This is a genomic window from Pseudosporangium ferrugineum, from assembly GCF_003002065.1.
GTDB lineage: Bacteria > Actinomycetota > Actinomycetes > Mycobacteriales > Micromonosporaceae > Actinoplanes > Actinoplanes ferrugineus_A.
Genome location: NZ_PVZG01000006.1, coordinates 205,149 through 228,696, shown reverse-complemented (window position 1 = coordinate 228,696; position 23,548 = coordinate 205,149). Strand labels below are relative to the sequence as shown.

The 23,548-nt window shown below is 67.3% G+C and carries 17 protein-coding genes, 1 tRNA gene and 1 pseudogene; 4 read left to right on the top strand and 15 right to left on the bottom strand.

Features of this window, described 5'->3' with window-relative positions; all coding sequences use genetic code 11:
• Window positions 1-2: 2 nt before the first annotated feature.
• From CLV70_RS15115 to CLV70_RS15085, 7 genes are all read right to left on the bottom strand, one after another.
• Window positions 3-605 carry a DUF6226 family protein gene (locus tag CLV70_RS15115; protein ID WP_281260457.1) on the bottom strand — a complete coding sequence of 201 codons (603 nt, stop codon included), beginning with the start codon at window positions 603-605 and terminating at the stop codon, window positions 3-5.
• Window positions 606-741: 136 nt separating this feature from the next.
• The gene (locus CLV70_RS15110) at window positions 742-942 is read right to left on the bottom strand and encodes a DUF397 domain-containing protein (protein WP_106127114.1); all 201 of its coding nucleotides are present in this window, start codon (window positions 940-942) and stop codon (window positions 742-744) included.
• Window positions 943-1,157: 215 nt separating this feature from the next.
• Window positions 1,158-1,355: a DUF397 domain-containing protein gene (locus tag CLV70_RS15105; protein WP_106127113.1), complete on the bottom strand. Its 198-nt coding sequence runs from the start codon at window positions 1,353-1,355 to the stop codon at window positions 1,158-1,160.
• Between the two features lie 79 nt (window positions 1,356-1,434).
• Window positions 1,435-2,436, bottom strand: coding sequence for a helix-turn-helix domain-containing protein (locus CLV70_RS15100; protein WP_245908234.1), 1,002 nt, complete (start codon window positions 2,434-2,436; stop codon window positions 1,435-1,437).
• Between the two features lie 80 nt (window positions 2,437-2,516).
• Window positions 2,517-2,960 (bottom strand): DUF6232 family protein, encoded by a 444-nt coding sequence (locus CLV70_RS15095; protein WP_106127111.1) that lies wholly within the window; start codon window positions 2,958-2,960, stop codon window positions 2,517-2,519.
• 248 nt (window positions 2,961-3,208) lie between these two features.
• Window positions 3,209-3,649, bottom strand: coding sequence for a DUF6232 family protein (locus CLV70_RS15090; protein WP_106127110.1), 441 nt, complete (start codon window positions 3,647-3,649; stop codon window positions 3,209-3,211).
• 254 nt (window positions 3,650-3,903) lie between these two features.
• The gene (locus CLV70_RS15085) at window positions 3,904-4,257 is read right to left on the bottom strand and encodes a DUF1304 domain-containing protein (RefSeq protein ID WP_106127109.1); all 354 of its coding nucleotides are present in this window, start codon (window positions 4,255-4,257) and stop codon (window positions 3,904-3,906) included.
• 132 nt (window positions 4,258-4,389) lie between these two features.
• Here CLV70_RS15085 and CLV70_RS15080 point away from each other — a divergent pair, with 132 nt between their 5' ends.
• Together CLV70_RS15080 and CLV70_RS15075 are read left to right on the top strand one after the other, a co-directional pair.
• The gene (locus tag CLV70_RS15080) at window positions 4,390-4,851 is read left to right on the top strand and encodes a DUF2231 domain-containing protein (protein WP_106127108.1); all 462 of its coding nucleotides are present in this window, start codon (window positions 4,390-4,392) and stop codon (window positions 4,849-4,851) included.
• Between the two features lie 37 nt (window positions 4,852-4,888).
• Window positions 4,889-5,452, top strand: coding sequence for a type 1 glutamine amidotransferase domain-containing protein (locus CLV70_RS15075; RefSeq protein WP_106127107.1), 564 nt, complete (start codon window positions 4,889-4,891; stop codon window positions 5,450-5,452).
• A gap of 24 nt (window positions 5,453-5,476) precedes the next feature.
• Here CLV70_RS15075 and CLV70_RS15070 read toward each other — a convergent pair whose 3' ends face one another.
• From CLV70_RS15070 to CLV70_RS15060, 3 genes are read right to left on the bottom strand one after another with little or no spacing between them, the layout of a single operon-like run.
• Window positions 5,477-6,655 carry an MFS transporter gene (locus CLV70_RS15070; RefSeq protein ID WP_106127106.1) on the bottom strand — a complete coding sequence of 393 codons (1,179 nt, stop codon included), beginning with the start codon at window positions 6,653-6,655 and terminating at the stop codon, window positions 5,477-5,479.
• Window positions 6,656-6,663: 8 nt separating this feature from the next.
• Window positions 6,664-8,280, bottom strand: coding sequence for a GNAT family N-acetyltransferase (locus tag CLV70_RS15065; RefSeq protein ID WP_106127105.1), 1,617 nt, complete (start codon window positions 8,278-8,280; stop codon window positions 6,664-6,666).
• Window positions 8,273-9,505 carry a DUF6271 family protein gene (locus CLV70_RS15060; protein ID WP_211303764.1) on the bottom strand — a complete coding sequence of 411 codons (1,233 nt, stop codon included), beginning with the start codon at window positions 9,503-9,505 and terminating at the stop codon, window positions 8,273-8,275. Before CLV70_RS15060 ends, CLV70_RS15065 begins: the two co-directional genes overlap by 8 nt.
• Window positions 9,506-9,692: 187 nt before the next feature.
• On the opposite strand from CLV70_RS15060, the gene CLV70_RS15055 reads away from it, so the two are divergent.
• Together CLV70_RS15055 and CLV70_RS15050 are read left to right on the top strand one after the other, a co-directional pair.
• Window positions 9,693-11,741 (top strand): GmrSD restriction endonuclease domain-containing protein, encoded by a 2,049-nt coding sequence (locus CLV70_RS15055; RefSeq protein ID WP_158277769.1) that lies wholly within the window; start codon window positions 9,693-9,695, stop codon window positions 11,739-11,741.
• Window positions 11,738-11,926 (top strand): annotated as a pseudogene (locus CLV70_RS15050) (leucine zipper domain-containing protein); the annotation flags it as partial. The gene CLV70_RS15055 and the pseudogene CLV70_RS15050, both read left to right, overlap by 4 nt.
• Before the next feature lie 79 nt (window positions 11,927-12,005).
• On the opposite strand, the gene CLV70_RS39140 reads toward CLV70_RS15050, so the two are convergent.
• From CLV70_RS39140 to CLV70_RS15030, 5 genes are all read right to left on the bottom strand, one after another.
• Complete coding sequence (locus CLV70_RS39140) at window positions 12,006-12,599, bottom strand: hypothetical protein (protein ID WP_146164067.1); 594 nt, start codon at window positions 12,597-12,599, stop codon at window positions 12,006-12,008.
• Entirely contained in the window at window positions 12,593-19,552 is a 6,960-nt protein-coding gene (locus CLV70_RS15045; protein ID WP_106127102.1) for a polymorphic toxin-type HINT domain-containing protein, read from the bottom strand. The genes CLV70_RS39140 and CLV70_RS15045 overlap by 7 nt, the downstream gene beginning before the upstream one ends.
• A gap of 44 nt (window positions 19,553-19,596) precedes the next feature.
• Entirely contained in the window at window positions 19,597-21,474 is a 1,878-nt protein-coding gene (locus CLV70_RS15040) for a LamG domain-containing protein (protein WP_106127101.1), read from the bottom strand.
• 53 nt (window positions 21,475-21,527) lie between these two features.
• Window positions 21,528-23,012, bottom strand: a complete 1,485-nt coding sequence (locus tag CLV70_RS15035; protein WP_146164066.1) for a hypothetical protein — start codon at window positions 23,010-23,012, stop codon at window positions 21,528-21,530.
• A gap of 449 nt (window positions 23,013-23,461) precedes the next feature.
• Window positions 23,462-23,538, bottom strand: a tRNA-Thr gene (locus tag CLV70_RS15030).
• Window positions 23,539-23,548 lie beyond the last annotated feature (10 nt).

Genomic DNA, 23,548 nt, shown 5'->3' with positions numbered 1-23,548 from the left:
TATCAGTCGCCACCGACATCTTCGGGTGGGCGCAGCGGCCAGGGTGCCCACTGCACCGCCGCGGCGAAGCCCTCCCGGCGGGCGGCTCGGGCTTCCCGGTTGTCCAGGGCCACCTGCCGGCTCATCCGGAATCCCGGCGCGATCAGGCGCGTCTCGCACCACGATCCGGTCACGCCGCGGCGCACCCGCTCCCACAGGCCGCCCTCGATGTGGGCGGCCACTCGGGCGCGGAGGACCTCGACCAGCTCGTCCGCGTCCTCGCCGCAGGCGTCGCAGCCGCAGGCGGGCAGAGGCTCCACGAACCACCGGCCGAGCCGGAGCACGATGCCCGGGAAGTCGGTGAACGTGATCGCCACCGGCCCCGCGGCGGGATGCCGCGGGACGACCCGCACGGTACGCACGATCTCGGCGCCGGTCTCCGGCCCGATGGGCTCCTTGGCCTCGCGCCGATCGGCGACGTAGCGCTCGGTCAGCTCGTCGAGCAACCGTTCGGCGGCGTCGTGGAGCACCTGGAACCGTCCCCGGCCGGTGGCCCGGAGCGCACGGTGCGGGTCCGGCCCGCCCTTCCCGTCGTCCACCTGGGCAGTATGCCGCGCGGGCCACACGGTGGACCGGGCTTCCGGCGAAGACCCCAGCGGGTGCGAAAACTCCGGTGAACCCTTTTCAACCTGACATCGAGCCCGACGGTGCCGCGCCGCCGACCGGTAGAGGCACTGCCGGCCTCGCCACGTTGAAAAAAGTTCAGTAGCTGAACTCCCCCGAGGCGACTCCCTCGACGAACGCCGCCCATTCGGCCGGGGTGAAGCGGAGGGGTCCGACCCCCGGGTTCTTGCTGTCACGCAGCCAGAACTCGTCGCCGACCTTGGCCACCTCTACGCACGTCGTGTTGCCGCAGCCGCCGGCTTTACGCCAGGCGACCGGGTGCTCCGTCGAGTTGGTCATACTCGCTCCTCCGTGACGGTTTCCCGACCCACGGTACGAGACTGGAGCTTCCTCCCACAGGAGGAAAGATGAGTGAAAGCGTGACAGGACTCGCCTTTTGTCGGCATTAGGCCCAAAGGCGCCGTTGGTCCTGCCGTGCAGGTATTGCCGACGATCGCCGTGTTCCGAATCCCCACCGTACTGCGCACGACCGGAGCCGCACGCAGCCGACGACGTCATTCCCCGCCGAACTCGTTCCGCTTGACGCCGTGAACGAAGGCGGTCCACTCATCCCGGGTGAAGGTGAGCGGCGCTACGGAGAGGTCCTTGGAGTCTCGGACCATGACCCGGTCCGGGAACTGGGCGACCTCGACGCAGGCATTGGTGCCGCAGCGGCTGCTCTTACGCCACTGGGCAGTCTGAGTGGGATTCACTGTGGAGCCTTCCGAATAGAGTTGCTATCGAGTGACTAACCCTTTCGACCCCTGGAAAGTTGCTAGATTTTTTCCGCCGTCAGCGCAGCTCTCTGATGCGCTTCTTCACGAAATCGACAGTTTCATCCTCATCTATAGCCGCTTCCCAGAGCTTTCTGTACCGATCGAAGTGTCGCGTCGTCACAGCCTTGTCCTCGACGATCTCGTCGGAGGTGCCGGTCTCGCGGTACATGACCGCGTTCACCTTGTCACCGGCCTCGGTCTCCTCGTCCTCACTGCCCAGAAACACGATGTCGAAGCCCGCGTTGTAGGAGAGTGCCGCATCCGCGGTGAACGGAAACATGCGAATCTTGACGAGGTCCTGCTCCTCGAGCCGGAGGATCTCCTCCAGTTGTTCCGCGAAAATCTCGGGCCCACCCACGGCGCGCATGAAGACCGACTCGTCCAGCAGCGCGGTCATCCGCAGCGACCCGATGCGTTGCAGCACCGCCTCGTGCCGGAGCCTGCGCGCCTCGAGCCGGTATTCACGCTGTTCGTCGGTCATCTCGTCGCGCCACATATTGATAAGCGCGCGAGAATAGGACGGCAGTTGCAGCGTGCCCGGAATGTGGAACACGGAATAGCTGTGCACCGACAGCGCCTCGGTCTCATATTCGATGAGCCGGCGGAGTCCGTCGGTGAGATGCTCGCGGAACTCAGGCTTCTGGTACCAGGCCTGACGTTGCCGCGTCCGCGCGATCTTCGCGGTGGCGAGGAGATCGGCGACCTGCGCTCGGTCCTTGACGTTGAGGTAGGTGAGCAGTGGCCGCAGATCGTTGGGCGCGATGGTGACGTCGCCGTTCTCGATCCGGATGACCTTGCTCAGGCTCCATTCCATCTGCTCAGCGACGTCCTGCTGAGTGAATCCCGCGGCCTCCCGTGCCTCGCGCAGCACGAGACGCACGCGCCTGCGTGCCACCGTGGGCGAGTCACCCTCAGCCATGAGTCCTTCAGCGTTGAAGTCGTTGGTGATGGAGCGTGAAGCTGCCACCTCGCTGGTTGCCAGAAGGCCACCAGCGAGGTCGCGCGCCAGCCTACTCACTGTCCTATCAGAACGGGAAAGCGGCGGTGGAAGGTTCACCGAAAAGAAACAAGTCACACGTCTGAAACTCTCGGTGATCTCTAGGCCGCGGCCAGCCCGCGCGTCTCACGCACGGGACGGGAATCCTCGATGGCCCGCATCAAAGCGCGCGCCACCTGGTTGAACATCTGCCGGTCGGATGACGAGTACAGGGTGACGTCGACGCCGCGGTAGGTCGCCCGCACGTGCCACTGACGCGCGTTGCGGCGGGTCACCGTCACGACGGCCAGGGCGATCAGGATCGCGACCACGGCCATCGCGTATCCGGCCGTGGGACCGACGAGCGACCAGCTCGCCGCGGTCAGGGTGACCAGGCCGGCGCCCGTCACGATGATGCCGCCCATGCGCTCGACCGCGGGGCCGCCCTGAACCCGGACGACGTTGCGGAGCTCACGGACGCTGAAGACGACCTCCGCCGACGAGGTACGCCGGATGAAGTGCTGGTCGGTAACGCGTGCGTCGGGGCCACGGTAGTAGATACGCATTGCGAACTCCCTTCCATGCTCTTCCACGAGAGGGGAAAGGCGTCGCGGTCGCGACTGGAGAGAATTCCCGCCTCGCTTGAAACGGACCGGAAAGCACGAGAGGCAAAGACGGCACCCGGTTGCCGCCGGGTGCCGTTGCTGACGTCTCCCCTCGCTTTTCCGCCCCTGGTATGCCAGCAGTCAAGCATGGCCACCAGCCTGATCGCTACCTCTCAAGGTGCCACCTTGCAGATTGCGAGAAAGCACCTTCACGCGGCGGCGTTGTCGTCCCACGACGACGGCGGCCTCGCGTCCTCGATGGCTCGCCGCAGAGCGCGGCTGACCTGGTTGAACACCCTCGCGTCCACGGCTCCGTACAGGTCGACGGCCTGGCCGCGGTAGGTCGCCTGCAGCACCCAGGTGCGCGGCCGGGCGCGCCAGAGGAGCGCGGTGGCGGCCATACCGAAGCCGACCAGCCCCAGGAACGCGATCGCGTACAGGGGTGAGACCTTTCCGAGCGGCCAGACGGTCACCAGCGCCAGGGCCGCGCCGACGCCCAGCAGGGCATAGTGCGGACGTACGCCGTCGGCGCTGGCGATGCAGACGTTACGCAGGTCGCGTACGAGAAAGGCCTTGGTCGTCGTGGTGGTGCGATGGACGAAGTGTTCGCTGGTCACCATCGCGTCGGGGCCACGGTAGTAGACGCGCATGACGAACTCCCCCCTTCGACTCCTTGCGAGGAGAGGAAAGGCGAGCCACCATTGGCGCAGAGAGAATTCCCCGCCTCGCTCGTGTCTTCCAGGGCTGCAGAGGCGACAACGGCACCCGGTTGCCGCCGGGTGCCGTTGCGTGTTTCGCTCCAGCTCCGCCCTACTTAACTTGTCTTCAGTACAGCACGCCACACGGCTCTCCGCCACACATCAACCTGCTATATCGCAGATTGCGTACAAGCCGTGTAGGTCGCTCAGCGGGCCAGCAGCACCGCCGCCAGGGCCAGGACACCCGGGACGACCTGCACGAACAGGATCCTGCGGCTGACCGTCGCGGCGCCATAAATTCCGGCGACGATGACGCAGGACAGGAAGAACACCGGGAACGCGGTGTCGTCGGCGATGAGACCATAGATGAGGCCGGCGGCCAGGAACCCGTTGTAGAGGCCCTGGTTGGCGGCCAGGGTGGCGCTCTCCGCGGCGAACTCCGCGGTGGTACCGAAGGTGGCACGCACCCGTTCTGTCCGCCAGAGGAACATCTCCAGCACGACAATGTAGATGTGGATGAGGGCCACCAGGCCCACCAGGATTCTTGCCACCCATTCCATGCGGCACACCCTAGCGATCAAGGTCCACATCGAAGGACGTAACCGGAAACACCATGCGTTTCATCGACACAACGACCGGGTAGGCCCACCGCGAACGAGCGAAGAGGCAGCCAGGGGAGGGTGAGGTCCAGCATGGAGAGCCGACTCAGAATAGCCGGCCAGGCGGTCCAGCCCGTCCTCGTGATGTTCCCACTCGGGCTCTTCGCGATGGCGGTGTTCTTCGACATCGGCAACCTGCTCGGCGGCCCGGACATCCTGGGCGCCCTGGCGTACTGGAACATCGTCGCCGGCCTGGTCGGTGGCATCCTGGCCGCCCTGGCCACGGCGATCGACGTGATGTTCGTGCGCAACGGCACCCCGGCGAAGCGCATCGGCGTCCTGCAGAGCCTGGCCAACATGGGCGTCCTCATCCTCTTCGCGGTCATTCTCATGCTGCGGATGCGCACCCCGGACCGGGTGGCCGGCGGTGGCCTGCTGGCCGTCGAGATTCTCGCCCTCGCCGGGGCCGTCTTCGGTGCCTGGTACGGCGGCGAGCTGGTGAACCGCCGCGCCGCGACGTTTGCCCGCGCCCAGGCCGGGAACCGCTCCTATTGACCGGAGCAACACCGCCGAAAGAACAGGGGAATCGACCATGGCGACCTCGATCAAGGGCAAGCGCGTCGCTTTCCTGGCCACCGACGGCGTGGAGGAAGTCGAGTACACGCAGCCCCGCAAGGCCGTCGAGGACGCGGGCGGCAGGGCCGAGCTGGTCTCGATCAAGAGCGGCGAGATCCAGGCCGTGAACCACATGGACAAGGCCGGCACGTACCCGGTGGACAAGCAGGTGAAGGACGCGGACGCCGGCGAGTACGACGCCCTGGTCCTGCCGGGTGGCGTGGCCAACCCGGACTTCCTGCGCGTCGACCCGGAAGCGATCCGCTTCGTCCGCGACTTCTTCACGGCGGGCAAGCCGGTGGCGGCCATCTGCCACGGTCCGTGGACGCTCGTGGAGGCGGGCGTCGTCGACGGCCGCACGCTCACGAGCTGGCCCAGCCTCCGCACCGACCTGGCGAACGCCGGCGCGACGTGGGTCGACGAGGAGGTCTTCGTCGACCAGGGCCTCGTCACCAGCCGCAACCCGGACGACCTGCCCGCGTTCTGCGACAAGATGCTCGAGGAGATCGCCGAGGGCGCCCACGAGAAGCAGACCGCCTGACCATCCGAGCGAAGCGGCCCGGAGCTAACCCCGGGCCGCGGCTGTTTCCCGCGTCGTACCGAGCTCGGACGCGCGTACCTGGGTCACGCAGAGCACCACGAGCCAGGCGGTGAGGACCACGGCCGCCATCCCCCGGACCAGGTCGCTGCTCTCGGCGATGAACCCGATGGCGGGCGGGCCGGCGAGCAGCCCGGTCGTGCCCATCGCGGCGACCATGGTGAGGGTCGTCGAGCCGGCCCGCGCGGCGGCCACGTACAGGCAGGGGCTGACCGCCGCCATGCCGAGCCCGACGCACGCGAAGCCCGCCAGCGCCGGGACGACCCCGCCGGTGAGCAGGGCGGCCCCGAGTCCGGCGCCGGCGAGCGTGGCACCGGTCAGGACGACCCGCTTGTCGCCCCACCGGGCGCGCCAGCCGTCGGCGAAGAGCCGGGCGGTCACCATCATCGCCGACGTGACCGCGATGCCGAGCGGCAGCAGGTGCGGTGCGGCGTGGACGACATCCTTGAGGTAGAGCGCCGTCCAGTCGGTCATCGCGCCCTCGGTGATCGTGGCGAACACCATGGCCAGGCCCAGGAATGCGGTGATCCTGGACGGGCGGGCCCACCGGCGGCCCTCGGACTTCTTCTCCGGGGCCGGAAGGTCCTGGTGCAGCAGCGCCGGTCGCGCCGCCAGGATGAGCACCAGCAGCAGGACCCCGGCGACACCGAAGTGGATCACGATCGCATCGGTGAGCGCGGTGACCCCGGAGGCGATCAGAGCCGCCGCGAGGATGCCGCCGCTGAAGAGGGCGTGCAGCTTCGCCATGGTGTTGCGCTCGTACGCGGCCTCGAGCGCGGCACCCTGCGCGTTCATGGCCACGTTCAGGCAGCCGACCGCGACGCCGTCGACCAGCAGGACGACCAGCGCCGTCGGATAGTTCGGCGCCGCCACGAGACCGGCGAGCGCCGCCACCAGCACGAGGGCGGCACCCACGGCCAGCCGCCGCGAGCCGAGGACCGCCATCAGCTTCGCGACCAGGGGGAACGACACCGCGGCCCCGACGCCGGCCGCGAGCAGCAGCACGCCCACCTCGCCGGCGGAGAGATCGAGCCGGTCGGTGAGGGCCGGGATGCGGGCGGCCCAGGTGGAGTACTGGAAGCCGAGGAAGCAGAACAGCCCGGCGATGGCGAGCTGGGACCGGCGGAAGCCGCTCGGACGAGGCATGGGGATTCTCAGCTTCCGTCGGTGATCGGGCGGGACATGTAGACGGCGCCCGGGCCGTACCCGGGCGGCACGTCGACCTCGGGGTGGGGACGGTAGCCGTGCGTGGACCAGAAGCCCGAGGTGCCGCCGACGGCGATCAGCGAGATCTGCTCGTACTCCGAAGATCGTGCCGTGTCTGTGAGGTGCCGCAGCATGCGCTTGGCCCACCCACGGCCGCGGAGGCGGTCGTCGACAACGATGTCATGAAGGTGCAGATTGGACGATCGGTGGACGGCGTGCTCGGGCCGGTCCGGCTGGGGGAACCGCCGGGGCGGGTACGGCAGCGCCAGCACGTAGCCCCCGACCCGCCCGCCGGTGTCGAGCACGAAGGACGTCGAGGGTGAGCTGCGGGCCCGGGACTCGAGCACGGCGCGGTCCTCGGAGAGCCCCTTCGCCGTGTACGCGCCGGCCTCCAGCTCGGCGATCGAGCTCCAGTCGCCGGGGGTGATGGGGCGCACGTGCTCTGCGCGTACGGAAATGCAGGGAAGTGGGTCGTAGCCGTTGAAGCCCCGGGTCATGTAGCTGATCGCGTAGGCACCCGCGCCGTGGATCCACACCGGATCGCCCGAGGCGAGATCGGCGGGGACCGGCGTCGGAGCCGTCCCCAGATTGTCGTCGCTGTCGCAGGTCGGGCCCGCGACCACCGCCGGCACGGTCCGGCCGCCGGACCGCGTCGGGAACTCCAGCCGGTACCCGATCTGGTCCGCCTCGTAGAGCCCGTTGAACCGGCCGCAGCTCAGATAGAGCCAGGGCTGCCGGCGTACGGTCAGGCGCACGACGTGCGCGCGGATCGTGCCGTGATCGGCGACCAGGTACCGTCCCGGCTCGACGAGAAAGTCCAGTTCACCGCCCGCCACCTCGCGCAGCCGGCGCAGGCCGGCCCGGATCGCGGCGAACATCTCCGCGGTCGGCGGCGTCATCGGGGCGCCGGCGCGGTCCAGGTAACCCTCGGCCGGCAGGCCGCCCCCGAGGTTGACGAATTCCAGATCCTTCAGCCGGGGAAGGACGGCGGCAAGGTCACCGAGGGCACGTTCCCATGCGCGTACGGTCATCTGCTGCGACCCGACGTGCACCGACAGCCCAGCCGGAACGAGTCCCTGCCGCCGCGCCTCCTCCAGGACCGGCACCGGATCCTCGGTGCCGCACTTGGCGGTGAGCCCCCACAGGGCGCCCTCGCCGCTGGTGGACAGCCGGCAGAACACCCGGGCGCCGGGCGCGTGCCGGGCGATGGCCCGGACGTCCTCGACGCTGTCGGTGGCGAACGTGGTGACCCCCAGCGCGTACGCGTCGGCGATCTCGGCGTCGGACTTGATCGTGTTGCCGTAATGGATGCGCCGCGGCGCCACCCCGGTCCGCAGCGCCTGCCTGATCTCCCCCGGGCTGGCCGCGTCGAACCCCGCACCCCGGTCGGCCAGGGACGCGAGCACCTCGTCCACCGGGCACGCCTTCATCGCGAACCGCACCTCGACGCCGGGCAGTTCGCGGCGGAGCACGTCGTACTGCCGGTCGATGCCGGTCAGGTCGTAGATGATCCGGTCGCGGTCCGCGCCCGCGAGGGCCGACCGTACGTGCGGCCGCTCACGCATCGCCGACCCGCGTGCCCCGGGCCGCCTCGACCAGCGGCGCCCACGCGTCGATCAGCAAGGCGAAGTCGTCGATGTCCCGGCGGGCTTCGAGGAGCAGACGCTCCCGGCGCTCCGCGATCCGGTCCGCGACGGCGGTGAACCGGCCGCCGAGCCGGCGATAGGCCGCCTCCAGGCGGTGCACCTTCGCCTCGTTGGCCCCGCGGTCCTGCCACGTGCTGTCTCGCACGATCGCGGCGATCACGGCCGGGTCGTCGCTCGCCATCCGCTCGTAGATGAAATGGAAGTAGTACATCGACAGAATGAACTTGGCGAATCGCATCTGGTACGCGAGGAACCCGGCGTCGGTCTTCCGTTCCGGCGTGTGGAAGTTGACGATGTGCCGGTTGTGCCACACCCCCGGAAGCCGCGCCTTGTCCGCCACGTGGATGAGAAAGTAGTCGCTGCCGATCGTGTCGAGCGCCGGCGGCAACGGAACCCGCTCGTGCAGCCCGTAGAAGCTGATGTTGTGCATGTCGACCCGCATCGGATCGACCACGGCGAGAACGGACCGGTCGCCGTCGAAAGGCTCGCTGCCGGTGAAAGACTCCTCGACCAGGGCGCGTTTCTCCGCCTCGCCGGTGCCGTCCGCGGCCCAGAGGCTGACCAGGTCGAAATACGCGTCGTGGTCCCGCACGCCGGCGATATCCACCGACATCTCGCCCACGAACGACCCGCCGACCATCGCCACGCGCCGGTCCCGCAACGCCGGATCCAGCCGATCCTCGACGGCCACGGCGTCGCGCGCGGGCCTGCCGAGCGCCAGCAACTCGGCGTGGATCGGAAAGACCTTGCTTCCCTCGTACGTCTGGAAGTACAGATCCGAATCCCGCCGATGCACCGACTCGCAGCCCAGCGCGACGGCGATGAGAAACGCCCGGTTGGTGCACGCGCCGTAGGACAGACCGTCCGGCAGCATCAGGTCGAGAACCAGATCCGGCTTCGCGACCCCGGAACGCCCGATGACCCGCTGCAGGAAGGCCCGCTGCGCCGCCTCATCGAGATGCCAGACGTTGTCCAGGCCGCTCAGGACCCCGGCGTGCGCCGCGAAATGCTCCGACGAGTCGAGGACGAGAAGATGGACCTCGACATCGAAATGCCGGGCGGCATAACGCGCCTCCTCCGACACTTCGGCCAACGTCGCCGAGCACTCCCTATTGGTCGGCACGGTCAGGCAGATCCGGCGCACGCCTACCCCTCCCTGAGCTCTGCAAAAAAGCGTCCCGGGCGCGACACGCATCGTCGAGCATCACTGCCCGGGGAGGGATCTTACCGATGGGTAGCGACCACAGTGGACCGGTCGACCACCTCGGGGATGGACAAGCGGCACGACTCTGATGTGGACTACGCGTTCAGGTGCGGCCTCAGGAGTACGTGTGAAGGCTAACGAGACGACCATTCGCAATCTCCTCCAAGGCGAGCGGCAGTACGTCGTCCCGCTCTACCAGCGGCGATACAGCTGGAAGCGTCGTGATCTGGCGCAGTTGTGGGCCGACCTCATGCGGGTGGTCGAGGCCGGTGGCACGCACTCCCACTTCCTCGGCTCGGTCGTGCTGGCCCCGTCGCCCACGAACACGCCGGCCGGCGTGCAGACGTGGCTTGTCGTCGACGGACAGCAACGGCTGACGACCCTGGGGATCCTGCTCTGCGCCATCCGGGATCACGTCCGGGACACCGACCAGCAGCTCGCCGCCAAGATCGACGATCTCTATCTGTTCAACAAGTACGCCTCCGGCGCCGAGCGCTACACGCTGCTGCCCACCAAAGCCGATCGGGCGGCCTGGATCGGGTTGATCGAACGCGCGCCCGATGCCGGCGGCGAGGACCGCATCGGTGAGGCGTACCGGTATTTCAGGGCGGCGCTGCTCCAGGCGGACGACCCCGACGACGAACAGGACGTTGCCCGGATGGAGCAGGCGGTCGCCGGGCAGTTGAGCATCGTCGAGATCGCCGCGCACGCCGACGACAACGTGCATCGGATCTTCGAGTCCCTCAACTACACCGGCCAGCCACTCACCCAGGCTGACCTGCTGCGCAACTACTTGTTCATGCGGTTGCCGGCCAGAGGGGACGACGTCTACGAACGCCAGTGGCTGCCGTTGCAGGAGCTGCTGACCGACAGGCAACTGGAGCAACTCGTCTGGCTCGACCTCGTGCTCCGCGGCGACGACCGGGCCACCCAGGAGTCGATCTACCAGGCCCAGCAGGAGCGCCTCAAGCACCTGCCCGACGAGCCGGCGATCGAGAAGTGGATCATCGATCTGCACCACAAGGCCCGGCTGTTCCGCAAGATACTCGACCCGCGGCGCGAGCCCGATCCCCAGCTGCGTCAAGCGCTCGATCGGCTCGACCGCTGGGGCGTCGCCGTGGTCCACCCCGTCACTCTGCACGTCCTTCTCGCTCACCATGCCGGCCGGCTCACCGCTGAGGAGGCCGCGGCCGCCCTGCGGGTCGTCGAAAGCTACCTGGTCCGGCGTACCCTCGTCGGTCTTTCCAGCTCCAACAACAACCGGCTGATGATGTCGCTGGTGAAGGACCTCGGCGACCAGGTGCCCTCGGCGAAGGCGATCGTCCGTGCACTGTCGGGCCCCCGGAAACGCTTCCCCACCGACCAGCACGTGCGAGACGCCGTACTGGTCAACAGCTTCTACTGGCTCGGCCGCGGGCCTCAGCGCGCGTACGTCCTGCGCTGCATCGAGGAGGACCACCGCCACGGGGAACCCCTCGACTTCGACAAGGCCAAGGTCACCATCGAACACGTACTGCCGCAGTCCCCGACCGACGAGTGGAACGAGATGCTGCTCGCCGATCTGCGCGACGGCGAAACCGTGGAGGAATTGCACAGCTCGCTCGTACACACGCTGGGCAACCTGAGCCTGACCGCCTACAACTCCAAGCTGTCCAACGACGGCTTCGCCGCGAAGAAGCAGATCCTCGCCGACAGCGGGCTCGCCATGAACCGGGAACTCGCCCGCGCCGAACGCTGGGGCCGCCCGGAAATCCACGCCCGCGGACGCGCCCTCGCCGAACGCATCATCAAGATCTGGCCCGGCCCCGACGAGACCGTCGGCGCCACACCTCCGAGCCCCCGCTGGTCGCTCATGAACCAGGTCCTCGCGAGCATCCCCGCCGGACGATGGACCAGCTACTCCGACGTGGCCGAGGTCATCGGCTCCCACCAGGTCGCGGTCGGCGCCCGCCTCGCCGCCGTCCAGGTCCCGAACGCCCACCGGGTCCTCAAACTGCACGGCGCGATCTCACCGGAATTCCGCTGGCCCGACCCGGAACGCCAGGACGACCCCAAGACGGTCCTCGAAGCGGAAGGCATCCGCTTCGACCGATGGGGCCGCGCCGCCGCCGACCGGCGCATGACGGCCAACGAACTGGCCGAAGCGGTCGGTCTCGACACGGCGGACGCCGACTGACCGTGCACGGCCGGCGGCTGCTCATCCCGCGTGTCGTGGATGACCGGCGCCCTGTGGCGCACGTGGTCAAGGAACTCGGCTGCTCGCGGCAGACGGGATACAAATGGCTGGCCCGCTGCCGTGCCGAAGGTGACGCCGGACTACTGGACCGGCCCAGCACCGCCCACCGGCTGCCCGGCAAGACCAGCCCGGATCAGCAGCCCTCCGAGATGTTCGCCGAACTCGTAGAGGGAAATCCATCGGCCGCCTGAAATCGCCCTCCAGTTACCTTCCGAAACCGCTCCAGCCTCCTGAATTCCCGTGCATCCTGCCTTGAATTACTTCAACCAAATGTTGCGCCGCAATGCGGTCATCACCACGAATCCGGGCGGGTGGAATTCCGTTCGCAATCCCAAGGACCACTGCCCTCTGCCGGGCCTTCTCATTCATAAAATTCGTCGAGTCAGTCGCGTTCTGGTCGAGCTGCCCCATGGCAGTTAGCGATGCATGTGCGCAACTAACAGCAGCTTCACCGTCACCTCCGGCCGCAGCGCACTTCGTCGCGTACATTAGAACAAGACATCCATAGAAAGAGTAAATATCGGCGATTTGTGTGAACCCCAATTCGTTCGGCTGGAGTTCAGGGAAAGACAGCAAATGCTCACGCCGCTCATCGAAAGAGCCCGTCGAATTTGCCAAATCCCACAAGCCCTCAAGGGTATCGACGACGAAGGCGATGTCATCAGATCGGCTGGGGTCGTCTGCCCGAAGAGCACAGAAGACCTGCACCAGCCGCTCCGCACAACTCGCTGCGAAGACTCGCGCCAAATGTCCGTCGCCCTCGCGAAGCGCGCGAGCGGTCTCCTCGTCAACTACCATTCGAAGCTCCTCTGACGCGTCGTAGTAACTCCGCTGCCAGGATATACATTGCCCATCATTCTTCCCCCGCTGCCCCGAACCCATGGAGCGCAGACCGACAGACACACATTTCTCGACGTTCCGCCCGCGACCGGCGTCCACCCTTGCTCATTGATGAACAGGACAGCATTCTGTTCGGCATGCGTGCCTGGAATGTTCGGAGCATGCATCTCGCCACGCCGGAGTGGAACAGACATCTGAGCTGGAGTTAGGCCATCTCCAGAACCGGCGATCACATCAACATCTCCGCGAGGTGTCCGCGCCCGGACCACGGCTACCGTGCTGATGTTATTTCGGACGTACTCGTCGGGTTCCACTGCATGGATTTGGCTCGCCCGATCCGAGAATCCGCAGTTGTGCACAAGTACCGGCGTATTGCCGGCGAGCACATAGTACGTGTGGATGCGGTCGACCGTGAGGTCACGCATGACGCGCGCGCCGACGAAGCTGTGTACTCGCAGAACTGCGACGATCGCGCCGTCGCTTGTCTGCAGGCGTTCTCGGGGGAGCAGGTCCTTCGCGTCGACCCAGTCCTGGCGGTTGATGCTCCAGAAGGGGTGGTTCTGCGTGGTGTGCAGCGTGGTCGGCCCGGAGCCCGAGGTCCAAACCGTCACGTTGGTCAGCTCGGTGTCGTGGTTGACGTGCAGTTCCACGACCGGTTCGTCGGCGGTCTCGCCGGTCTCGGGGTCCGTGGAGACGACGACATCACCCTCGGCCACCTCAGCGATCGGCTTGACCGAGCCGTCCGCCATCAGTACCGGCGTCGTGGGAGCGAAGCTGTGGCAGCCTCTCGTGAAGAGGGACTTCACGGCCTTGGCGCCGTTGCTCACTCCCTTCGTGATGCCGCTAGCGATGTTCCGTACTTCCGCCTTGGCAGCACTCGAAGCGGCCTGTCGCGCGATCTGTGCTCCTTGGCCGCCGACGAGACTTCGGACGCCAGCGCTCAAGGCTGATCCGCCGACCGACATAAGGCCGCCCGTGACACCGCCGATAGCACCGGATAGCAGGGCGTTGCCGGCCATGTCACCGACGCTGTGGCCGCCTTCGACCAGGTCGTGCGTGATGGATCCGGCGGCACCGGCCAGGGCGCCGCAGCCGACGGCACCGACGCCGGTCCAGCCGATCGCCGCACCGCAGCCGACGCCGACGACAGCGCCCACCACGACGCCGGCGATGTCGGCTTTGTGGTCCGAGACCCAGTTGGTGGATTTGCACCACCAGTTGCATTTCTTCGGCTTGGCGCTGCCGGACGACGAGTTGCCGCCGGAATTGCCGTTGCCGCTGGATCCGCCGGTTCCACCAGAATCGCCGTTGCCGCCGTTGCCGCCGTTGCCGCCGTTGCCGGCGTTTTCGCTGGTTCCGCCCATGCCCGCGCTGGCGCCGTTGGAGCTGCCGGTTCCCTCGTTTCCGGTGCATGCGTACCCGCCGCCCGTCGTGCAGTCCACGGGGCCGAGGGTCATTCCGGACGGGTCGGCGAAGCTGACCGGTGAGTTGTTGGCGTAGCTGTAGCCCTGCATCATCTGCGGGTCGGTGACGTCCATGACCGGGTCGACCGAGATGAAGCGGCCGATCGCCGAATCGTATTCGCGGGCGCCGATGTGGGTCAGGCCGGTGTTGTCGAGCGTCTTGCCGAGGAAACCCTTGTCGTTGACCCAGCCGGCCTGGCCGTCGCGTTCTTCGCCGTAGGCGGTGAGGTGCCGGACGGTGGCCTGCTGGGTGACCGCGTCGATGCTGATCGAGGCCGTATTCTGGGTGTCGCTGACCAGCCAGGTCAGGCCCGCGTTCGTCCGCTGGGCGACCGTCTTGCCGCCGTAGGAGTAGTAGCGGGTGCAGGACTTCACCGCGCCGTTGTTGTCGACCTCGAGTTCCTGGCCGGGCAGGTACAGCGTCTTGGAAGCCGGTTCCTTGGTGATGAGCCGGTTGCCGTCGGCGTCGTACACATACGCCGTGGTGCCTGTCGAGTCCGTTGCGGATGCGAGGTGGCCCTCGATGTCCCAAGCCAGGGTCTGCTGGCCGTTCTTCGCCGTCGGACGCTGCTGGGTGTTGCCCGCTTCATCGGCTTGGTAGGTGGCAGTGTTGCTGGTGCCCGCGCTGCCCACCGTCGTGGTTCCCGTGGCGAAGTGGGGGTGGGCCTCGGTCGGCGCCGGGTACTCGTACGTCGTCGTACGCTCGCCGACCGCTGTCTTGTGCTCTACCTGCTGGGTGCGATTCCCGGCATCGTTGAACGACCATGACGTCCAGTACGGAGCCGGGGTGGCCGTGCTGTCACCGAGGCGGTCGAGCGACGGATCGGCGTCACAGTCGCCGTCCTTGGGCGTCCAGGCGTCGGTGAGCCGCAGCAGATAGTCCATCCGCCAGCACTGCGTCTCTACGCCCGCGACGGCTGCCTTCTCCGCGGTACGGGTGATGTTGCCGGCGTTGTTGTACGAGTACTCCTTCCACGAGACGACCGACGGGTTCACTTCGCGGAATGCCTGGGTGGCCTTGAGCCGGCGTGTGCTGGGGTCGTAGTCGTTGATGACCTGCAGAGACTTGCCGCCGCTGGCGCCGAAGACGGTGGTGGACAGTTCGCCGAACTCGGTGAACTGGACCGCTGGGACAAGCGAGCCGCCGATCGTGGTGCTCAGCGTCGTGGCCGCTCCGAGGTCGTTGAAACCCGTGGTGAGGGTTTCGGTGCCGACGCCGGCGGTGCCACCGATGGCGGGCAGCTGGCTGACCTTGGGTGTGCCGTCCACCGCGTACCGCGCCTGGTACGTGTAGGTACCCGCGAGGCCCTTCTCCGTGTCAGGGATGGTGACCGCCGTCTTCGTCGGCAGTCCGGTGGTCGCGTCGAGGGTCAGCGTCGCGGTGGTGTACGGCTTGTCCAGCTTGCCGTCGACGTAGCGGTTGCTGGCGGCCAGCACGCCGAGACCGCCGGCGAGGGTGTCGTACTTCCAGTCCGCTAGCTTGGTGCCCTGCAACGAGTCCTTGTACAGCCCGGTCTTGCGGCCCAGCGTGTCGTACTCGTACGCCAGGACCTGCTTCTTGGCATCGGTCGTGGTCAGGACCCGGCCGAGCTTGTCGAACGCGGTGGTGGTCTCCCCCTTGTCGGGGTCCTTGGTGTAGTTCTGCCGGCCCTGGACGTCGTAGCCGTACGCCCAGACCGTGTTCATCGGGTTGATCACCCGGGTGAGCTGGCCCTTGGCGTTGTACTCGTACTTCGTCCGGTCGTAGGCGCCGCCGACGTCACGGCCCTTGTACTGCCGGATCTCCGTCGTGCGACCGAGCGGGTCGACGTACTTGGACTCGGTGGTGCCGCCCTCGGGAGGCGTGGTGTCCACGTGGTCGCCGCCGTAGACGGTGGCCGCGCGCCACTTCTCCGCCAGTTTGGAGAACAGGATCTTGTTCGTCTCACGACCGGCGCCGTCGTAGAGCGTCTTCGACCAGGAGAGGACGTTGTCGCGTCCCGCCGGCATCGGGGGCTGCCAGCGAACGTTGGAAGCCGCCTTGTTGTCGACCCAGTAGGGGCCGTAGCTGACGTTCGCCCGGCCAGCGGTGTCATAGAAGGTGTCGCTGACGAGCATGCCCGTCGTTGCCGCCGGCACCTGCTGCTGGACCGGGCGCAGCAGGGAGTCGAAGAACATGTACGTCGTGGTGATCTTGCCTGCCGCGTTCAGGGTGTCCGTCTGGACGACGCTGGCCTTGTCGGTGTTCAGCGCGTACGTGTAGTGCAAGTCGGGGACGTCTTGGTCCGCGCGGCTGCGACCGGGCTTCCAGACGCTGACCAGGCGGCCCTGGCCGTCATACAGGGTTTCCGTGTCCCGGCCGTTGGCGTCGTGCGACAGGGTGGTCGCTCCGGTCGCCGGGTCGATCGCGGTGTACGAGGTCCAGCCGAGCGGGTTCACCGCGTCGACGCGGGTCAGCGGCCCCCCGGTCGCCGGGGTGTACTTGGTTTCGGTCTTGTGTTCCTCGGCGTCCCAGGAGAACCGGGGCCGTCCGTGAACGTCGTACTGCGTCCTGCCGGTCCTGAAATACACCGGCTCGTTGTTCTTCCAGTCCTCCAAGGCCTCCGTCGTCGTGGTCAGGCCCTTCGTGGGTGCCTCGCCCGGGCCTTTGCCGTCGAAGCTGGTCCGGGTGGCCCCGAGCACCTCGTCGCGGTCGATGACCCGGCCGGCTTTGGTGGCCTCACTGCACGGCAGCGCGAAGGTACGGACCTGGTAAGGGAACGCGATCATCCAGGCGGCGCCGTCGTCACGGCTGTAGTCGGTGAGCACACACCGTTCGTCACCGGGCTTGCCCGTGTCCCCGAAATCGGAGACCGCCGTGGGCATGCCGTACTTGTCGTACGAGGTGGTGCTGTGCGTCCAGGTGTCCGAGCGGTTCTGGTCCCGCGCGGTCCAGTTCCACACGCCCGCGGTATCGACGTAGCGCGCGTTGACCGGCACGTCGCCGATCTTGTGGGTGGCGGTGATCGTTCCCAGCCAGGGATCGGAGATGGTGCCGCTGATGGGAGCACCGTCCGGCCCGTCGTACACGATCGTCTCGCGGACCTGGCCGTTCAGGTCGTCGGCGTCGACGATGGTGGCTTTGCCCTTGGAATCGGTGACGTCGGCTCGTTTGGTGCCGACGGTGTCCGTCCGGCTCGACTTGTCACCGTCCATGCCACGGAAGTAGCGGGTGTCGACCCGAGTCCGGTCGCCGTCCTCTCCCTTGATGACGCTGACCAGGCCGTAGCCGCGCCACTGCGACCAGGTCCGGTACTTGTCCTTGGTCAGACCGTCGTCGTCGGCGTAACGCCACGCCGGCTTGTCGTACTTGTAGCTGGTCAGAACGCTGAGGGGAAACCCTTCCAGAGGGCTCTTGGTGTCGTTCTCCCGCACGTTGTCGACCACATACTTGTGGAACCAGTCAGTGATCTCCTTGCCGGGCGTGTCGCCCAGGTCCGGCGGCGCCCACCGTACGGGGAAGCACCGCTTGGTATTGGTCGCCGGGTCAGGGGTGGAACCTGCGGTGCAGTCCTTGGGCAGGTAGTTGATGTCGATCGTCGACCGGGTCTCGGTGTAGATCGTCTTCATCCGGTACCAGCGCATCGGCCGCAGGCCGTTGCTGAGCGCGGTGTCCACGCGGTTGTCCATCGGCGTCCCGACCAGCGTGATGTCCGGCACCGAGGTGGCGACATTGTCCGCGTCCCAGCCGGTGTGGCTGATCGTGGACAGCCACATGCCTCTGCGAGTTCCGTCACCCGGGTCGGGCCACGTGTGGGTCAGCGTCCACCGCTGAACGTTGCGGTACGTGGTGGTCCCGGGCTTGAGTACCTGGGTGGTGACGCTCGCGAGCCGTCGCTTGGTGAAGAACGTGGGGCCGTGCTGCGTACAGGTGGTGCCGGTGCATTCCTGGTCGAGGGCGGTGTCCTGCCAGTTGGCCTTTTCGGTGCAGGAGGTGAGGCACCGGTCCGCGGTCGCGAAGGCGACGCTCATCGGCGCCTTGGCGTACGCGTTCGAGGACACCTGGCCGTAGTCGATACGGGTGACGTTGCCGCCGCGGACGTACGGGTAGACATCGGTGTTGGAGTTGCGCGCGTACTTGTTGGTCTCGGGCGAGTACCAGAAGGATTCGGCGTTGCCGTTCGGGTCGACAACCCAGTCGAGGTTCCAGCGCCAGGCCTGGTCGCAGAACGAGTCCTTGAAGGCCGTCTTGTTGCACGGCTCACCGCTCTGGTTGCCCGCCACCGGCGCGGTGAAGACCGACTTGGTCTCGGCGGCCGTCGCCGTCCAGCCCGGCAGCCGGTTGAGGCCGAAGTAGTACTTCGTCCCGTTGGTGGCAGTGACCAGCCAGTACTCGCCCAGAGCGCCGGCCTTCTCGTCACTGTCGCCCTTGTCCCCGTTGGTGGCGTTGTAAAGGCGCTCGATGCGGGTGCCGTCGTCGGTACGGGTGTGCCAGCGCTTCTCGGTGGAGTTGTAGATCAGCTCGCCGCCGGCCACACCGTCGAGGGACAGCGTGGCGTTGTCCGTACCCCAGCATTGGTCGCCGGTGTCGGTGGTGTTGTTGCCCTTGCGGTCGTCATCGTCGTTGTCATCGGCACAACCGACGTAGCGCCGTTCGATGAACCCCGGTTCGAGGCCGAAGCCCTCCCCGATCCAGGACGGCTGGTTGTTGGTGACGGCGGTGCGGCCGTCGACGGCCTGCGACGAGTATCCGAGCGACAGTCTCGGCGCCGGGCCGCCGAGAGAAGGCGGCACCGCCATCGGGTACGACCAGGTGAAGGCGCCACTGGAGCCCCCGGCGTTCCAGGTGGCCGACGATGCCAGGGAGGTCGCCGCGTAGTCCCCGGAGCCTCCGGCGGGCGCGGCGTCCAGCGCCACCACCGACCCGGCGGCGCTGACCGAGACCGCCGCCGAGACCGACGTACCGTCGTTGGTGGAGGCCAACGGCGTAGCGCCACAACCGGAGGCGTCGGGCGTGTTGAGGGCGCAGGGCGGCAGAGACACCAGACGCAGACGGTCGGACCAGTCCGCACCGTAGGCGTCGGCGAAGTCGGTGTAGTCGACCCTGACGACAGCCTTGCCGACGGATCCGTTGTCGTTCGGTTTGATCCGTACGACCACGTCGCGGTGGGCTTTGGCGACGTCTGCCCTGCCGAGCACGTCCACCGAGAGTTTCTTCGGCTTCTTGTCGGCGCTGCGCACGGAGATTGGGGACGAGTCGGCCTTCTTTGCCAGTGCTCTCAAGCTGCCGGTAGCGGCGAGGTCGATGACCGAGGTCGCGGCGGCCGGCCACTTGGGGGCCCGCGCGGGCGTCGTCTTCGTGGCCGGAACCTTGCTCGGCATCGCCTTGACCGGCTTGCCGCCGATCGACTGGCCGGCGTGCGGCTTCAGCGGCTCGGCCTTGGCTTGCTCCGCCCGTGCCGGGTTGGCCTGGAGCAGCGCACCGGCCACAACGACAGCAGTGACGGCCGCAACCCGCCGTTGGAACGTGCCGATCACAGTTGACCGTCCTGGGTCTCGTAGAGCCGCTCGACCATGTCGGGCGTCAGCACACCCGCGTACGCACGCACCGCGTCCACACTTCCCTCGATCTTGTCCACCTGCGCGGTGGTGCCGTTCGCCGGCGTATAAAGGGCTCTACCGATCGCGAGCGGGCCGTCGGCCTGCCATCGAGCGGTGCGAGCCGTGGTCTGCGCGTGCACGCCGTTGACGTACAGGGTCTGCGTCTGAGCCGACGCGTCGTAGACGCCGACCAGGTGCACCCATCCACCGACGTCGTCATCGGTGACAGCGTCGGTGGTGCTGATGGCGTGGGTGAATGCCACCGTGCTGGCCGAGTCCGCGTTCTGCATGGAGAACGCCCACCTCGGGGTCGTGCCCCACTGCCGAACACCCAGATAGAACGCGGACTGCACGGTTCCGTCCTGGGCGAGCACGGTCATGTTGTTCGTGGGCACCTTGTGGAGACTCACCCACGCCGACACGGAGAACGACTGATCCGTACGCAGCACCCTGCCGGAGGTGGAGAGAGACGACGTACCGCCGAAATAGGCGGAGCCGAGGTCGCCCTCCACGTGGCCGAAGTCGTTCCATCGTTCGTCGGACGGCCCGGAGTCATCGAGCGGGTGCTTCACCTGGTTCTCGGTCGCGTCTTCGACACTCGAGTCCAGATCCCACCGTCCGGCGTCGGCCACCGCGAGGGCACCGATCTCGTTCTGCCGCAGCTGCCGGTTCCATACCCGGACGTCATCGGCCGCGCCGACCAGCTCCTTGTCGCCGAGCGCGGTCAGGCCGCCGGTGCCGGTGGTCGGAGCCGTGTAGGCCGCGACAACAGAGCTCGCCGTTCGCGTTCCGTCGACCGACACGAACGCCTCGCGCCGCATCGCGTCGAAGCCGCCGGCCACCCGAAGCCACGTCCCCAGCGTCGAGGGGGCGGCGGCGCATGCCTCCCACTCGCCCCGCGGCGGCGGGTTCGCCGTAGTCGCGGCCCCGACCTGCACGCGGTAGCAGACCTTTTTGGTCGCTCCGTCGAAGTACAGCTCGTCTTGCAGGAACGGGTCGCCGTACTTGGTATGCCGGACGATGGTCGATTCGCCGGTGGCAGCGGAGAGCCGAACCGTGGCGACCGTCGTGCGGCTGCCTCTGAGATCGACGGCCAACGGCCCCTGCGCGGTGCCGGACAGTCCGAACGAGTAGGCGCTGCCGCCGTCACCACTGCCCTCGACGTTGCTCACCGTGCCTGCGGTGGTCAGGTCATGGGCATGCGACGTGGAGTCCGTCGCCACTGCACTACCGGCCGGCTCGTCGAGCTTCCACCACGCCTCTGCGGTGGGGGCAGAACCGGCGAGGATCTTGTATCCACCGACGCTGTCGTCGCCGGCGCCCGAGGTGTACTCGCCACTCTCCCGGCCTGCCTGGTCGACGCTCACGACATGCAACGTGCGCGGACCACCACGCGTCAGGTCCTCGAGGTGGAGCGTCTCTTCCAACGGCGGCGGGTCGATGCGGACCGTGGCTCCGCCGCCCTTGGCGACGGCCGCAGTGGTGACCTTGGGTCCACCGTCGAACCAGTACCTGTACTGCATGATGTCCGCGACACCGTGCGCACCCAGTGTGAACAGACCGCTCTTACCGACCCCGCCTGCCGACTCGCAGGCTGTCGCGGTGCATTCGGGGTAGTCGGCTGAGGTGACCGTCGGCGGTGACTGCGGCCCCGTGCTGTCGATGGTGAAGGGGCAAGCCACGGACAAGGGCGAGTCGTCCAGGCCGTCGTACGTCCTGGCGGACATCGTGTATGCCTGATTCTCGACCAGGCCGAAGCTCTGCGGGATTGCGACCGTGGCACTTGCGCCGGAGGTTGCCGACTTCGTCATGGTGGGCTTGTCCGGAAGCGCCGCACCCTTCTTCGCGACGTAGAACTTGACCGTCAGATTCCGCTCCGTGCCGTCCGGATCCGACGCTTTGGCCTGCGCCGACGGATAACCGGCTGCCTTGGAGACGAACGCCGCCGGGTCGCTGCTGCCACACTTCTTGCCGCCGATGTCAGATTCTTCGGCGCTGACGGCTGGGTGTTGTAGGTCAACGAGACATACGGGTCCTTGGAGTCTTCCGAGGACTGGAACTTCTTCCAACTGTGCGTGCCGGGGTCGGCCTCGTCCGAACTCTTCGCCCGGAGTCCGGTGGTCAGGGTCTGCCAACCATGATCGGCAGCAGTGGCGAACAAGGGCTGCACGTTGGCGGTGATATAGCCAGCCGTGCAACCGCTGTAGCCCTTGGTCATCGTCGACTTGGCGACGGGATAGTCGCTGCGCCAGCGAGGCTGCTTGCTCCACCGCGTCGCCGTACCGACCGCTTCGGTGATCCAGACCTGCCACTCATGGTCGCTGCAGTTCCACGAGTGGGTGTTCCAGAGATACATCGTGGCGGCGGTGATCCGCTTGTCCGCCAGAACTTTCGTGGGCCAGCGAATGAAGGACCGGGCCCGGTAGGTGCCGCCGTCCGTGACGGAACCGAGCTTCAACTCCTTGGACGTCGACAGGTCGGAGCCGATGTTGTCCTGCACCAAGGTGTCGAAGCCGGGCTTGAGCGTCGGAGACGGGTCGATCGTCACCGGATACGTCGTCGCAGGATCGCTGAAGAAGTCCTGCTCCGGAGTCAGCATCAGAGCCTTGGAACCCGGCTTGATGCCGGCCTTGACCGTCATCGGTACCGGCACCCGTCGCAGGTGGTCCCCGGACTCGGCGCCCACCGTCGCGTCCCACATGACGGCCGGAGGCACATGCCCTACGTACTTGCCGTCCTTGCCGCGCAGTGTCAGCCCACCGTTCGCTTCCGACGACGGGACGACACCGGCGATACGCCATGGCATCGCGATGCTCTTGATCTCGGACGCCGCAGCGCGCGTCTTCACCACGATGAACTGCTCGAAGCCGGTACGCGTCGCGTCCACGACCAGATCGATGCCAGGGCGGACCTCGCGGAAGGTCGCCGCCGTGCCCTCCAGTTCCGGCTCCGGCAGCGTGCCTTCCCAACCCAAGGCCAGCTTGGCGGCACCACTGGCGAGCCGCGCCAGATCATGCTCGCCCGCATCCGCGGCACCCGAGATGACCAGCCCCCGAGGGTGCCCCTTCGGCGCGATGGAACCGTCGGACCGCTTGGTCAGCGTGAGGTCCACCGGCCACCACTGGCCGTCCTCGTCCTGGTATCGAGTCGGCCCGGCATGCACCTCGGCGGTGTAGGTCCCGTCCGGGTTGGCGACCACCTCGGTGGTCTCGCTGAGCAGTGAGGGTACCGGCACCGGCCGGCCGGTTTCCCGAGCTTGACGAGACGCTTCTTGTTCGGCCGTCAGGGCCGGGGGTGGATCCGCGGGCTCCGAGGCCCGAGCCGGCGAGGGCAGGGTGATGCCGGCCAACGCGGTCGTCAGAGGCTTGAGGCGGCCAGGGCGGACAGAATCGACGCACGCCGAACGCGCTCAATCATGGAATCCCCGTGTGATCAATTGCATCGATGAAGGTCGCGACGATGCGGATCGATGCAAGGGCACCGTAACCGGCAGATGATCAGTCGCACAAGACGGCTTTGAACCAGCCGAGCGACGACGAGGTGGCAGTCAGGGACGGACGGCCGAGGTAGCCGCGAGCCAGGCAGATGCGGCAAAGATGGAGCCCGCCGAGCGGTAGCAGCCGCAGAGATCCGTTCAGGGGTGAGCGGAAGGCGTATCCCAGTGACCTCACCGATGAACAGTGGGCCCGTTCTTGGAGGCCGGGAAAGCAAAGCATCCGCCGACGTCGGGCCACCAGGCCGTTGCTCGATAAACGTAAGACCCTGGCCAGCGTTTCCGCTGGCCAGGGTCTTACGTTCTGGAGCCGCCTGACGGAATCGAACCGTCGACCTACGCATTACGAGTGCGTCGCTCTAGCCGACTGAGCTAAGGCGGCAACGGTCATT